The sequence below is a fragment of the Phosphitispora sp. TUW77 genome (genome assembly GCF_048453025.1).
GTDB lineage: Bacteria > Bacillota > Thermincolia > Thermincolales > UBA2595 > Phosphitispora.
The window spans coordinates 1,993,486-2,007,762 of the sequence record NZ_CP156677.1 but is presented as its reverse complement, the minus strand read 5'-3'; the positions used below and the strand labels follow the sequence as shown (position 1 = coordinate 2,007,762).

Here is a 14,277-nt window from a genome sequence, read left to right as displayed (position 1 = left end):
TATAGTTGCATGGTTATATTGAAAAGAACGTAATTCCTGATGAACTGCTGAATTTTTTCAGGGAATTAACAGCAATTCAGGAAAACTATAGTGAAAAATGCAGTTTTAACTTAAAAGGCCGTGCAAATACGGGCAGTTTCGAAGAAGTACTTCAGGTTCCGCTGCTTAAACAGTGTCAGCCCGATTTTGATACCGAGTTATTTGCCCAGGTATTTAGTGATATAACCGGTATGATAGCTCGGCACCGTCCAGGGCTGAAGGGCTTGGATGCAATTGATTTAATATCTGGGCCGTTATTAGTTCAGACCTTTAAAGATGCCGTTAATGTAGGTGATAAAATTTTCAAACACAGTTTTAATGAAACTTTGAACAAATGCTGCACGGAAGCCCTCTATGCAAAACAGCCTGAATCTCAAAATATAAATGTAGGGCTCCTGAAATTTATCTTTATTAATTCGGTTAAACCATTCTTGAAAGCATTTGCCCGTAGCTTGAAAAATGAACAGGTTATGGCCGCGGAAAACAGCTCATTGTGTCCGGTTTGCGGCGGCAGCCCTGATATGGGACATGCAGCTAAACATGATGGGCAAAGGTATTTACATTGTTCATTATGTGGACATGAATGGCTTTGTAAGCGATTAAAGTGCCCTTATTGCCTCAATGAAGACCATGATTCGCTCTCAGTAATATTTATTGACGATGTTCCCGGATGCAGGATTGATGTCTGTGAAGCTTGCGGGAGCTATCTCAAGGTAATAATGGAAGAGAGAGGCGGGACTAAGGGATTATCGGAGATGGCTGATATTGAAACTGTTTTCCTGGATATTCTGGCCAATCAGATTTAAAAAACTTCCGGTATTTGCAGGAAAAAGGGTATTGTTGGCGAAACAATTTCATAATTAACTTCAAACATTCAGGAGGGGCCGGTATTGTTAGGAAATGAGACAAAAATTGATAATGCCCAAAAAATAATGATTATCGAAGACAATTGTCTCACAATTTGCCAGCTCCGGGATTATTTGGGGTCTCAGGGATACAGCATTATGGCCTGTAAGACCTGCAATGAAGCTATGGCATTGTTGGAAGAGATAACGCCGGACTTGATAATCCTTGACATAATCATGCCGGATGTAGATGGGTATGAGTTTTGTAAATGGCTAAGGTCCCATTCCCGTCTTAAAATGGTTCCAATAATTTTTTTGACTGCAAAGACCAGCCTTGAAGATAAGCTGGCCGGTTTTCAGACCGGGGGTGATGATTACATTACCAAACCCTTTGCCATAGAAGAACTGCTGGCCAGGATACAGGCGATTTTGAACAGGGTAAGCAGTTATCACCACATGTCAATGAGGGATGAGCTAACCGGTGCTTACAACAGGAGATACCTCAAGGAGCGTATGGAAGAAGAGTTCTACCGTGTTAAACGAACCGGCAGGCCGTTTTCCATAGTGGTTCTGGATATTGACCTTTTTAAGCAAATAAATGATAGTTATGGGCATTATGTTGGGGATTCGGTTTTGGTAGAGTTTGTAAAATTTCTGCAGCATAGGCTCAGAAAATCTGATTTGATAGCCAGGCTGGGTGGAGATGAGTTTTTGATTCTGCTCCCTGACACCACCTCTGGAAAGGCCTATTTTCTGGTAGAGCGATTGAGGCAGGCTCTGGAGGGGCTTTGGTTTTATTATGACGAAGATGGTATTGCAACCGAAAGTCAAGTTACCATAAGTGCAGGTATTGCCTGTTCTCCTGAACACGGGGATACGGCAGAGACCCTTTTCAATTTGGCTGACAGGGCTTTGTATAAAGCTAAAAAGTCAGGAGGGAATGCTACCAAAATAGCTGCTTCGGGGAATGAAAAGACATTCTAAAAACTTTTGAATTCTTAACAATAATTTAGCCCTTTGCATTAAGCGGTACAGCTTAGCTGAGGGTTGCTTTTTTTTTGCATAAAAAATCTGGAAAAAACGTGAAACAAATGAGGTATGGGTGAATATATTTTAATGTATAAGTATATATAAAGATTAGGGGGGCCTTAAATTGCTTGATGACCAAATGGGTAAACTCCTGCAGCAGGCGCAGAAATTACAATCAGATATGGCCAAGGTTCAGGCAGAATTAAAAAATATGAGGGTGGAAGCAGTAGTTGATTCTGGTTCGGTAAAGGTATCTGCCAACGGCCGGCAGGAGATTATTAATATTGTGGTAGATTCTTCAATCATACATCCTGCCAATGCAGATGTTCTTCAGGAACTTTTGGTTAATGCTGTGAACCTGGCTATGGAAAAGTCCCGTAAGCTTGCCATGCAAGAAATGAACAAGGTAACCGGAGGGATGAATATTCCTAATATTCCCGGATTCTTTTAGGCATAAATGAAATATTTTTAAGAGGGAGGTCATGATTTGGAAGAAATAACCTCATTGTTAGGATCTAACGATACTGGAAAAGATGTGATTGACAAACTTATTAGTTTGCTTGACAGGCAGACTGACCACAAAATAAGCCCAAATGTCCTGGTTGGTATTCTGGGACTATTTAATGTTCTTACGATTATGAGTGTTGTCCGGGAAACCCCGGGCAGTAGTATCCGGCAGGTAACAGGTACGGCGGGGAATGCCGACAATGCTCAGGCCCAGGCCCTGAATGACACATTGGGAAGTTTAATGAACAGCCAAGGAGGCGGGCAGACGGATTTAGTGAGCATGTTGAGCAATATGGCAGCAAAAAAGAAAATAAATCCCGGACTGCTGCTTTCACTTTTCAATATGTTAAATCAGGGAGGCTCCGGTTTAAATCAAAATACCGCCCCTCAGTCTAACTCCAAATCGGCTGAAGAATCACAATCATCAGCAACTGTTACATCTTCTTCACCGGAAAGTGGCCAAAAGGCAGAAAAAAAAACTCCTGATGATGAGCAAAACAGAAGACATAGCCTTGAAGGGAAAAGAGGAGTTGGACAGCGTTCTTAAATTGTTTTTGCTAATACTATTGTTTAATGTGGCACTAAAGTAGAATGTCCGGTGGGCATTCTACTTTTTTATTTGGCTGGGGAACGCATTGTTTCTTTGTTCATAATATGTAATAGATATTTTATAAAAAATGAGCGGGAGGCAGAGGATATGAATAGTATTCCCATTGATCCCAATATTGGCCCATTATTACAAGGATTTAGACCTTATTTTGGGGCCAAAGGCCAGGTTATCACCGATAGTCTATTGAGTTTGTTAGAGGTTGTCAGCAGTAATCCCGGACAGGAAGCGGTAAAAACCATGAGCAAGGCTCTTGCATCCTTTGGAAGTGAAGAAAAAATTTTTACTTTAAAAACAGCCACAGGTACCCTTAGCATTTCACTTAACCTGGTATTCACCCTGTTCCTGATTCTGATTCTTCTCATACTTTCAGGGAACCTTCTGGCTTTTAGCCATGATACTTATGAAAACGAAGAAAGACCTGAGGAATCGGCTGGTGATAATTTTTGCGAATAATACCCGCTATCAAGTTATGTGATATAACGGAAGGTAAACTTGTCAGGGGAGATGCCAACCTGCCTGTGAAGGGAATTATGTCCAGGTGTTCGGCGGCAAGACCGGGTCTGGTATATTTTGATATTGTAGGCGGTAAGCAGGGCGATTGTAACATAATGGAAGCTATTAGAAGGGGAGCATCAGGAATTGTATTGTCCCGTCACAAAAAAAATTTACCTTTTAAGGACCCGGATATTCCGGTTATAGCTGTGCCTAAGGTTGGGGAAGCTTTTTGGAAAGCCGTTAAGTATTACCGTGAACTTCATGATATCCCTGTAGTTGGTGTTACCGGTACCTCAGGAAAGACCACAACCAAGGAAATGATTGCATCTATATTCCGGCTGCGGTGGAAGACACTGAAAACGGAAGGCAATATGAACCTGCCCCACTATGTTCCGCCACATATCATGCGCCTTAACCGGGGTTATGAGGCTGCTGTTTTTGAGATTGGAATGAACAGGCCTGGGCATATCAGTAAACAGTCCAGTATTATTCAGCCTCAGGTAGGCATTATCACCCATATTGGGGAAGGGCATATTGAGCACTTGGGAAATTTTGAAAACGTTGTCAAGGAGAAAACAGGGATCATAGAAGGGATACCGGATAACGGATTTCTATTGTTGAATGCGGATGACCCCAGTACAGAGAAAATAGATTATTCTAGATTTAAGGGCAAAGTTCTTTATTACGGCCTAAAAAATAAGGCTGATTTTAATGCAGACAAAATAAGTTTTGATAAGAAAGGAACGTCCTTTACCGTAGTAATAGATAAACAGGAACACATGTTTTTCATTCCAACCTTTGGGGAACATAATGTGGGCAACGCCCTTGCTTCAATTGCAGCTTCATGTATCTTGGGTTTTGACGTTGATACTATCCGGACCGGTCTTGCCAGGTACCGGAAACCGGCTATGAGACTTCAGCTTTTTAAGGGCATTAAAAATAGCATTGTAATAAACGATGCTTATAACGCCAATCCTGGTTCAATGATAGCAGGCATGGAAGTGCTGACGGAATTGTCCAGGGGTAAAACCGGTATTGCTGTGCTTGGTAATATGCTGGAACAGGGAGAATATGCTGTGGAAAACCACCGCAAGGTCGGGAAAAGGGCAGCTGAATTAAATATAGACTGGCTTGTTACAGTAGGCAGGCTGGCGAAACAGATTGCCGCCGGGGCAGTAAGCTCCGATAAGATGAAAATATGGTCATTTTTATTAAAAAAACAGGCAGTGGAATTTCTCAGGAAAAATATACCGGAGAGCAGTGTAATTCTTGTTAAGGGTTCCAGGGGGGCATATATGGAGAGAGTAGTTAAAGAACTTAGAAAGAAGAGTAAAGAATAAATAAACAATGGAAGGGGCAGATATTTTCCTACATGACGGCAATAGTTGTCATAGCGGAAACATATCTACCCCTCTCTAATTTACTGCAAAAATTTCGGATAAGAACTGTGTAGATTAAAAGAAAGGTCCGAAAACTGGGAAAATGAACGGCAGTACTATCAGCCACCATGGGAAGTTATTGTAATGCCTGTCACGGTGGTCATAATCGCAGTTATACTGTCCGGAACAATAACCCTGATACATTCCGGGATACATTCCAGGATGCATTCCTGAATGCATTCCTGGATGCATTTCTGAATAACCTCCGGGGTATTCGGAATAAACTCCTGCAACGCCGCCGGGCACATGTGTTCCGGGATAAGCGCCGCAAGCAGTGCCAGGGTTGTTGAGATAGCCGTTATATGGCATCATATAATTATAATTATAGTTATAGTTACAATTAACCTGGGGGTTATAACGACGTTTGTGCATAAAATTTACCTCCTTTCTATTTCCATAAGCCCTGTATCGATACATTATATGAGGAAATTAACCGGGAAGTTACATGATACATTATTTGCGTTAAGGTGGCGGCAGTAAATTCCATGATTTTCGGATATCACATGTTTCGTCCCAGTGTCCCCCTCTGTTAATAAGGTCTGCTATTGGGTTCAGGTATGTTGAGTATTTGCTGAACAGTTGTGTCTTCTTAAGGTCTTCCCAGATTTCATTAAAAATGTCATAAAAGTAGTATTTTTTACTTTGATAAAATGCTTTTTGCAGTTCTATATCACTAAAGTAATCCCTGGTTAGTAAGCGGTATTCTGTAGCCACAATTTTTGCCAGACACAGGCAGCCTTCAGCCATTTCCGGTGAGACCAGCCAACTGCCGGGTGTTCGGTATTCAAAGCCACCATGAGGTTTAGGACGTATACTTCCCAGCCAGCCATACTGACGGCGGCGTTTAGACGACTTGCCGGGATCTTCCATGAGCATCAGGGGTATTGCCAGGTAATTATCAAGGGCCCTAATTAAGCGGCAGTTTATACCAATATTGCTAAAGTGTATATGGCCTCCAATTTGATAATTTTCAAAGGGCAAACTGCCGGCGAGCCATTCAATATCGGGAGGGATTAGAGAGACTGCCTGTTTTAGAATGCCTTTTATTTTTTTGACGAGATTAAGAGGACACTGGTCAGGAACAGGTCTGACCTCAGCCAGGGGATAAAGCCTGCCTGCCCTGTTTTCACTTCTCTCATCATAGCCAAGGGGTCCATCCATACTAAGAAAATCCGAAGGATAAACAATTTTGCCGGTTTTTGGGTCTTTCAACATGAATTCGGGGTCAGCCCCCAAGACGATACGGTTATCCAAGAGGCTGCCAGAGTCGGTTATCTGCCTTGTGATATCGGCAGTAAACTTTTTTACCTGCCCGGAAAAAAGGTTTATTGCTTTCAGCGGAAGAACAGGGACCGGGGTAATGTCCAGTATCACCGGGCGGCCCTTTGTGTCAATGGCAGCATGTACCATGCCAAAATCCAGTCCCAAAATATAAATAGCTCGCTGGGCTAATAGGCAGGTTTTTACAGTATCCCGGTCCAGGTCAAGAGGGATTTCTTCATATACCCAGGAGGGTGTTATGTTGTTGCGCGGAGTATTGGTTTTTACAGCAACTTTCTTGGTAACCCAGAAGCTGTTAAGGTCAAAAAAATATATATTGTATTTTTTAACTGTATTAACATGCTCTACAAAGAAATCGGCCCCTGATACCAGGGCCTTGTCATAAGTCTGGATTACTGCTTCCCTGCCGTTTCCGGAAGTAAGATTGTTCCATTTTCCCACCAGAGGATAAGGGGAGGCCGGGCTAGGTGAAACAAAGCGAGGACGCCTAATCCTATTTAGTTTAAGTATATCAAACACTTTTTCCTTATCCAGAGAATTTTTTAAAGGCTGTTTTCTATTAAGTACTGCTTGCGAAATGTTATCAGGTCCTTCGGGGTTTCCCCAACGCAGGAGCACAGTACAATCAGTTACCGGGCATGTAGTTGCGATACAGCCATCGAATGCATTGAGTAATTCGGGTTGAGTCAGGCGCTTGTCGTAAAGAAAGGCCAGCCTCATCATATCACCTCCTTTGGGAGTGCAGGGAGTATTTAATGTCTGATGCTGGTTAATATATAATCAAAATTAGTCAGGATAAATCAAGATAACGGACATAGTGAATCAGGCGGACAAGTGATTTTGCCCGTAATAGTTTTTCATCAAACCGGAATGGCTTGGAATTAGCCTCAAAAAACCAGACTTTGCCTTTTTCATCAATACCAATATCCATTTCCAATTCGCCAAACGATTGTTTGTAGGCATTTTCGATAGTTCTGGGAAACAGGGACTCAATTTTTTTAAGCTGTTTTTTCACATTTTTGTAGGAGAAGCCATGATTTTGAGCTGCTTCTCTGATAACTGTATTTGCAGGATGTCTGGTTCCTCCATAAAAAACATGGGTGGTAATGCTTCCTTCCCCTGCAATGCGCGCAGCAGTACCGGTTTTTCGCCATTTTCCTGTACGGTCTTTTTGTACCAGGAGGCGCAGATCAAAAGGACGGTTTCTGAAACGTGCCAGAGGTACGGCCTGCTGTACCAGATATCCGAAACTTCCATTTTGAGGTAATTCCCGTAAAATGTCACGGCAGTCACGTATAAAACCTTTTCGCGGCGGTTGAGTAAGGGTCTGGTGGATAAAGCGGAACATCTTATTTTTAGTCATGTTGATTTTATAAATATCGTTACCAAGGCTGCTGGCTTTGGGTTTCAGATATACCGAAGAATGGCGTGACACCATTTCGGACAGTATTGACGGCCCCTTTAACTGATGGGTTTCAGGGAGAAATTCCTTGGTTTTATTATCATTGAATAGTATTTTATGTGTCAGCCATTTATCCAGAAAATATGGATTGAAAAATCTGGAACCATATTTTTTTCTTAGGTTATTAAGAACCAGTATTATATCTTCCCTGTTTTCTAAAGTCCTATTAGGTATCCGGTTATAAATTATGCTGGGAAGAGGATAGACCTGCCGTTCCCATTCTCCAGGGTTATGTTTAGTATTAAACCGGTAACCCCAGACAGCTTTTTTGGACCAGTCAATTTCAAATGGGTTAAATACAAAGGCGACACAATTCATCTGATTGGCAACTTCAAGAATTTCCGTAAAGGACTCATTTTGGCCTCCGACAAAAGGGGTTGTGCCAGGACGCGAAATAGTAAGGATGCCAAGAAGCGGACCGATTTGCAATGGCATTACCCTCCTTTGGTCTGAGACGGGTTTAGTGAGTGATCATAAAACCCGGCCAGTAATTTTGCAAATTCTAATGGGCGCATCAGGGAGCGCTCAATAACTTTATATGACCCGCTTTTTGATACCAGAGAACGAAAAGGTTTAGCATTTATTTCTATTAGCCATATTCTCCCATTATGGTCTATACCTAGGTCGAGTCCCAATTCTGCCCAAATCATGCCTGATGCTTCTTCCAGGGCTGTCGGAAGAATGTTTACTGCCTGGCGAATATCTTTGCCTATCCCTTTATCGGCTTGGAAATCCGCATCAAAGACTTCCCTGAGTACAGTCGTTATGGATTCGGGGTTTCCGCCGTCACTAAGGTTTGAGAGGAAATTTTCCGGAGCAGCCTTACGGACATAAATTTTTGTCCTGCGCCAGTTTCCCAGCCTGTCTTTTTGAGCCAGTACGCGTATATCGAAAGGACATCCTTTATATTTGGCAAGGTGCAGGTCTTTTTGCATTATATACTCTTTGTTGCCCATAACAGGGGTAATGGCATCTATTAGTTTTGTGAAACCGGCTGCTGAACCGGTAATGGTTTGCTTATCCCTGTTCCGGAAGAAGAATTGATATTCATTAAGACCTCGTTGATGAATATTTATTATTCTTCGCCCTAGGCTGCCAGATGATGGTTTTAAAAACACTGAGCGGTATTTTTCCAGGAATTGGCGTATGTCTTCATGACTGTAAACCGGTTTGGTTGGCGGCAGGTAAGGTGCTGCTTCCTGAATATTTTGCAGGAGCTCATGGGTTTCCCATTTATCAAGGAACTTAGGGTTAAAATACGGTATCTGTAGCTGCAGCATCAGCCAGGATTTGGCTTCCTGAACCTCGGGCATGGATTCTATTGACCTGCTTGGAATTCGGTCATAAACAGTATCAGGCAGGGGCAGGGTAACAGGCTTCCATATCTGATTTCCGGATATAGGCTCTAAATTAGGAATATATCCTGTGACCAATGATTTTTTCCAGTCTATGTCTTCAGGACAGAAGACAAAAATCAAGCCATATATTTTTTCCGCCGATTCCGCCAGGGCGGCTAAAACTTGCTCGTAACTTCCGAATTCTGTATCAGGAAGGTAGTTGCGTACTGTGAAAAGACCGATTATAGGGCCGGCACATAATAAACCTTTGGCTGGGTAAAATTTAAGGGTAATGGCGGTGCCGGTGGGAATCTGGCAGTTGCGGCTAAGGGCCGGGGAAGTAAAAATAATGGGTTCACTGTATTCTGTTGAGCAGTGGACCATGCCTACTACTGCCGTGTTCTGTGCGGTGCCTGTCTTAAAACAAATCTTATTGTCAGGTTGAATCCCAAAAAGTTTTAAGGCTTGGGGTGAAAGATATATATAATTATCATATTCACCCATAACTCCTCCCCACCGGGCTTTCACCAGCATGAAACCTGTTTTGATTGTTGGGGGGCTCAATTAAAATCCCTCTCATCACCATCTATAAACCCTGCCATATATGCCGCAAAATCTATTGGAAGTTGGATAGCGTGTTGTTTCAGGTATAGCTGGTCTTTGGGGAATACTTTATATGAAGGCTTGGAGTTAATTTCTATAATCCATACTTTGCCATTGGCATCAATGCCTATGTCAAGCCCTATTTCAACAAAGGTACCTAGAGTGTTTTCCAGGGTTTTTGCCGCTGTCAGGCTTATTGCGAGTGCGGATGAATATGTTTCGCTGCCAATCCAGTCGTGTGAAGTTAAATTCCGCCAGAGGGTTTTTATATTTATGGCTTCACCTCCGGCAGCAACATTTGGGAATATATTGCCCTCTGATGCTACCCGGGCTACCATAGCCGTGTTGGTCCAGATTCCTGAGCCGTTTTTCTGCATAAGGACCCTGATGTCAAATACCCTGTTATTGTAGCTGAGTAATTCCAGACCATGCTGCATTATATAAGGTTTGTTGCTTATAAAATCCATAATCTCAGCATCCATCCCGGGAATATCTGGCCAAATGCCCTGGATATTTTTTTTTCTTTTCCGGTATTGATAAGAATATCCCTCAGGCAGGAGTGATATTTTCATAATACCTTTTCCCAGACTGCCGTGCACAGGTTTGAGATATATTGTTTTATATATATTAATGAAGTTTCTTAGTAATTCCGGACTTTCAAATTTTCTGGTTTCAGGCAGGTGTTTTCGTAAGAAAATATTTTGAGACAGTACCAGGTGAGTTTCCCATTTGTTGAGGAATTTGGGGTTAAAACAAACTATTTCCTTTTGATGTGAAAGAAATGATGTTATCTGTTTGGTGAGTTTTTTTCGTTCATAACTGCGGAACAGGACCCTGTCATAAACTATATCAGGCAGTGGAAAGGTGTGCACCTTCCAGACAACAGTTCCGTCCGGTTCCTGATTTAGGTATAGTCCCGTAATTGCTCCGGTATCCCTGTTGACTCCCCTGGGACTAAACACAAATGTAATACAGCCTTTTTCCATGCCATAATTTAGGAAGCGCTGCAGAAGCTTTCCTTGTGAAGAATATGGCGGGGTTCTGTATCTTTGGCTTTGACTGCTAAGGATTCCAATCAAAGGGCCGATCCGCACTTGAGACGGGCCTTCACTTTTGAGCTTAATATTGTTTGCCGGAGGAAGGTTTAGGCTTTTTAATGTTCCTAAAGAAATTTGCCTTACACCGGGAATAAGTTTGACCTTAGCTTCTGCTGTAAACGACCCTGCTCTTATATTTATGATATCCCGGGGTTTTAAATCAAGTGTTTCCAGGTCATCAGGGTCCAAATATATTACCTGAGAGGGTTCATTCGTGATGTTTAAGCTTATGAACGGCATCGGGTATGTTCCTCCTCTTGATATTTCTCTGACTTAGAGGCAAATCCGGAAAGATAATACGCATATTCCATCGGTCGGGAGAGAGCGCGGGCAACGATGTCTTTTGCACCGATACGCCTAAAAACACTTCGCCCCGGGATGGCATTGCATTCAATAATCCAAACCTTGCCTGATTCATCGACTCCCAGGTCAACCGCTATTTCACCAAACAAGGGATTCCCCTCTTTGGAGATGAAGGCAACAATAAGGGCACTTAAATTCCTGATATCATTAAGGATTTTTTGTGCCTGTTTGGGATTGGGGAAAACTGCCTGCAAAACTTTAGTGATTTTTTCAGCATGCCCTCCTGCATGAATGTTGCTGATGAGGTTGCCTGCTGCAGCGACTCTGGCGGCAATTCCGGTGCGCAGCCATTCCCCGTTCCGGTTTTTTTGCATAAGGACCCTAATGTCAAAGGGGTTTCCGTCAATTTTGGCCAAATTGATTCCCTGTTGGACTACATACCTGCGGCCCTTAATAAGATTATCCAGAACGGTGTTTAGTTGAGAGAAACCTGTAATTTCTACTGTTTTCAGATTGCGAAATTCACGGTAAGCAGCTATATATCCTGAAGTTCTTGAAAAGAGCACAATAATACCTTTTCCCGAGCTGCCGCCGCTAGGTTTCAAATAAACAGTGCCGTGCCTGGCAATAAGTTTGGCGACATCTGCCGCTTCTGTGTACAGCAAGGTTTCAGGAAGGTGACGGCAGATTCCCTCATGTTCTGAAAGAAAGTGGTGAGTTTTCCATTTCCCGAAAAAGGCTGGGTTAAAAAGCTTTATCCGCGAGTGTTTTCTGAAATATCTGCGGACTTCTGCCGCTAAACTGCGTTTTTCACCTTTTGGGAACAGTCCTCTGTCATAAATAACATCAGGGAAAGGAAATATTGCTTGCTTCCAAAGCAGTGTGCTCTTTTCGCTGTATTCCGGTATTAAACCTTGTATAGTTTCATTCTTCCAATTAATGTCCCCTGGAGAAAAGGCGAAACAGACAGCATTAATACTATTGGCACAATTAATCAATTTACGAAAAAAAGATGTCTGTTCTCCAAAAGGCTTTAGTGTTTTATCAAACCGGTGGGCTAGAATTCCGATTACAGGTCCTAAGCGCCATGTGCTTGTTGAAGAGTCCAATATGAGTTCCAGTTTTAAGGGGACAGGAAGCAGGATTCCCCGGCAGGTGTTAGAGTCAATTTGGACAGAGGGCATATTATCCCGGTGAGAACCCCTGAACTTGACAACTAGAATGTTATTACCTGCAAGGAGCCTGATTTCTTCATTTAAATTACATCTAATATGGCGGAAGAGGTCTTCAGAAACAGTTAAGCTGCCATCAGGCAGAAAAGGTGAACAGGTAAGGTTCACAGTATATATATTGAGCAAAATTTTTCCGCCTCTTTTCAGGTTGTAATATGGTGTTTAAAAACTAAAGTTACTATATAGTATGCTTAAAGTTTATGTAGTGCATCTGCCAAAAAAATAAGCGTCGGTCAGCTTTAGAACCATGACGCTTTTCTAACAATTTTAATAGTCATAATCGGGATCATCTTCTGAGAGATCTTCATCATATTTTAAATCAAAATAATAGTTTTGTACCGGACTCATACTATTTTCTTCCGCAGAACAGGGAGATATCAGCTCCTGGCCCCTGATTGTTTCACTGCTGCCGGTTGCTTTAGGCAATACACCTACCTTTACTTTTGTCAATCCGAGAAGTTCAGCTGCCAGTAGTTGTTCGATTTCAAGCCTAATAATTGTCCTTTCACCGAGATTTTTCACATAAGCTTTACGGCAGCGTGGTTTTTCGATGATTTTAGCGGAAGCCTGCTGGTTGGAAATAATCTTTTTGCCTAAAATATCTAGAGGTATAAATTCCATAAAAGTAACGGTGTTTTTTGCGGCACAAGTTTCTTGGTCATATGCATACCAGACATGAACATCATAATGGCCCTTGACTTGGACAGTTTTACCCTGGAAGGGTTTATCAACAACTGTTGCTTCATCTATTGCTGAATTTGAGACGAAGTTCCCTAACACTTGTATGGTTTTATGCCTTATCGGAATTTCCAAGTCAATAGATCTAAGATATTTATTAATGCCTTTTCCGCAAACCGCTTTTGTAATAATTTCCCGTACCATGAGACGGTCGGTGGTCATTTACCAATCCTCCCTTCAAGAAGTGTTTTAGTCGGTTTCGGAGTATACTTGGACATAAACCTTTGTTTCTCCGATAATTTCTGCATAAATACCTAGTTCAACATCTACTTGTACCTGACTGGCAGCGCTGATTATAGTTTTATGGCATTTGGGTGACTTGACAAGCACGGCCCTGGCATCAACTTGACCGATAATATTTTCACTGATAACACTGATAGGAATTACTTCAGTAAATTTAATAGTTTCTTTGGCTACATCTGTTGCTTGGTCATCGTTAAAAGCATACCAGACGTTAATATCGAATGTCCCGCTGACACGAACGCTTTTACTGCCATCTCCGGATATTTCTGTTACTAATGGTTCAGTAAGCTTAAGCCTGGTTACAGAAGAACCAAGGATGCTTGACGGGATGCGTCCAACCGGAATTGGCAAAAACTCCGTATACCGGAAATCTTGTTGTCCTGCCCCGCAGATAGCCTTAGTAATAATCTCCCTGAAAGAAGTGCTTGTAGGAGCAGCCATCTCCTGCTCCAGCTTGCCGTCAACATCGGCCATTAACAATCCCCTCCTATACAAATTTATAAATTGAATTTATCTATATGATTCTGGGAAGCATGGGTCCTCCTTACGACATCAGCTCCCTTCGCCGATTACTTAATACTACTTAATACTAATGTATACTATGATACTGACTTGTATATGGTGACACACCTTTGAGTCTTTTTGTTGGCTTTTGTTTATTTATATTTATACTGGCCTTTTGTAATGACAAACCGGTTCGGGTATGCTAGAATAAGTAAAAAACATGATAAAATATAATATAGAATGTACGCACAAGAGTGGGGTGGAATAATTTGTTACTTATAGTCGAAAAAATTGAAGGTCCTTGGGTTATTATCGAGTGGGGCAAAGATACATTCAAAATTCCAAAGTATCTTGTTCCAGGCGCTGTTAATGAAGGAGACCAGGTTAGGATTGAAGTAATTATTCCCGATGATTCGGCACGTTTGAGGCTGGATAGAGGCAGATAGACATTGGGGGTTGGGATACATGAATAAACTTTGTCGGTTGTGCCTCAGGGAATGTAAGCAGGAAAAA

15 protein-coding genes are annotated in these 14,277 nt (G+C 42.1%); 7 read left to right on the top strand and 8 right to left on the bottom strand.

Annotated features, from left to right (window positions below):
• Positions 1-5: 5 nt before the first annotated feature.
• From ABFY19_RS09670 to ABFY19_RS09645, 6 genes are all read left to right on the top strand, one after another.
• On the top strand, positions 6-845 hold the full coding sequence (locus ABFY19_RS09670; RefSeq protein ID WP_418790452.1) for a formate dehydrogenase accessory protein FdhE: 840 nt from the start codon (positions 6-8) through the stop codon (positions 843-845).
• An 84-nt stretch (positions 846-929) separates the two neighbouring features.
• A complete protein-coding gene (locus ABFY19_RS09665) occupies positions 930-1,868 on the top strand; it encodes a diguanylate cyclase (RefSeq protein WP_418790451.1) in 939 nt (312 codons plus the stop codon).
• Between the two features lie 169 nt (positions 1,869-2,037).
• The gene (locus ABFY19_RS09660) at positions 2,038-2,364 is read left to right on the top strand and encodes a YbaB/EbfC family nucleoid-associated protein (RefSeq protein ID WP_418790450.1); all 327 of its coding nucleotides are present in this window, start codon (positions 2,038-2,040) and stop codon (positions 2,362-2,364) included.
• A gap of 36 nt (positions 2,365-2,400) precedes the next feature.
• Positions 2,401-2,967 (top strand): hypothetical protein, encoded by a 567-nt coding sequence (locus ABFY19_RS09655; protein WP_418790449.1) that lies wholly within the window; start codon positions 2,401-2,403, stop codon positions 2,965-2,967.
• 150 nt (positions 2,968-3,117) lie between these two features.
• Entirely contained in the window at positions 3,118-3,483 is a 366-nt protein-coding gene (locus tag ABFY19_RS09650) for a hypothetical protein (RefSeq protein ID WP_418790448.1), read from the top strand.
• Positions 3,474-4,865: a UDP-N-acetylmuramoyl-tripeptide--D-alanyl-D-alanine ligase gene (locus tag ABFY19_RS09645; RefSeq protein WP_418790447.1), complete on the top strand. Its 1,392-nt coding sequence runs from the start codon at positions 3,474-3,476 to the stop codon at positions 4,863-4,865. The genes ABFY19_RS09650 and ABFY19_RS09645 overlap by 10 nt, the downstream gene beginning before the upstream one ends.
• A gap of 114 nt (positions 4,866-4,979) precedes the next feature.
• On the opposite strand, the gene ABFY19_RS09640 is transcribed toward ABFY19_RS09645, so the two are convergent.
• From ABFY19_RS09640 to cotE (ABFY19_RS09605), 8 genes are all read right to left on the bottom strand, one after another.
• The gene (locus tag ABFY19_RS09640; RefSeq protein WP_418790446.1) at positions 4,980-5,336 is read right to left on the bottom strand and encodes a hypothetical protein; all 357 of its coding nucleotides are present in this window, start codon (positions 5,334-5,336) and stop codon (positions 4,980-4,982) included.
• A 90-nt stretch (positions 5,337-5,426) separates the two neighbouring features.
• The gene (locus ABFY19_RS09635; RefSeq protein ID WP_418790445.1) at positions 5,427-6,968 is read right to left on the bottom strand and encodes a putative amidoligase domain-containing protein; all 1,542 of its coding nucleotides are present in this window, start codon (positions 6,966-6,968) and stop codon (positions 5,427-5,429) included.
• Between the two features lie 67 nt (positions 6,969-7,035).
• Positions 7,036-8,136 carry a YheC/YheD family protein gene (locus ABFY19_RS09630; protein ID WP_418790444.1) on the bottom strand — a complete coding sequence of 367 codons (1,101 nt, stop codon included), beginning with the start codon at positions 8,134-8,136 and terminating at the stop codon, positions 7,036-7,038.
• Positions 8,137-8,141: 5 nt separating this feature from the next.
• Positions 8,142-9,608 carry a YheC/YheD family protein gene (locus tag ABFY19_RS09625; RefSeq protein WP_418790443.1) on the bottom strand — a complete coding sequence of 489 codons (1,467 nt, stop codon included), beginning with the start codon at positions 9,606-9,608 and terminating at the stop codon, positions 8,142-8,144.
• A complete protein-coding gene (locus ABFY19_RS09620) occupies positions 9,605-10,984 on the bottom strand; it encodes a YheC/YheD family protein (protein ID WP_418790442.1) in 1,380 nt (459 codons plus the stop codon). Before ABFY19_RS09620 ends, ABFY19_RS09625 begins: the two co-directional genes overlap by 4 nt.
• Complete coding sequence (locus ABFY19_RS09615) at positions 10,972-12,387, bottom strand: YheC/YheD family protein (protein ID WP_418790441.1); 1,416 nt, start codon at positions 12,385-12,387, stop codon at positions 10,972-10,974. Before ABFY19_RS09615 ends, ABFY19_RS09620 begins: the two co-directional genes overlap by 13 nt.
• A gap of 159 nt (positions 12,388-12,546) precedes the next feature.
• The gene (gene cotE / locus ABFY19_RS09610) at positions 12,547-13,179 is read right to left on the bottom strand and encodes an outer spore coat protein CotE (RefSeq protein ID WP_418790440.1); all 633 of its coding nucleotides are present in this window, start codon (positions 13,177-13,179) and stop codon (positions 12,547-12,549) included.
• A 27-nt stretch (positions 13,180-13,206) separates the two neighbouring features.
• Positions 13,207-13,734 (bottom strand): outer spore coat protein CotE, encoded by a 528-nt coding sequence (gene cotE, locus ABFY19_RS09605; RefSeq protein ID WP_418790439.1) that lies wholly within the window; start codon positions 13,732-13,734, stop codon positions 13,207-13,209.
• Positions 13,735-14,033: 299 nt separating this feature from the next.
• Between cotE (ABFY19_RS09605) and ABFY19_RS09600 the strand changes: the two genes are divergently transcribed.
• Complete coding sequence (locus ABFY19_RS09600) at positions 14,034-14,210, top strand: hypothetical protein (protein WP_418790438.1); 177 nt, start codon at positions 14,034-14,036, stop codon at positions 14,208-14,210.
• Positions 14,211-14,277: the final 67 nt, after the last annotated feature.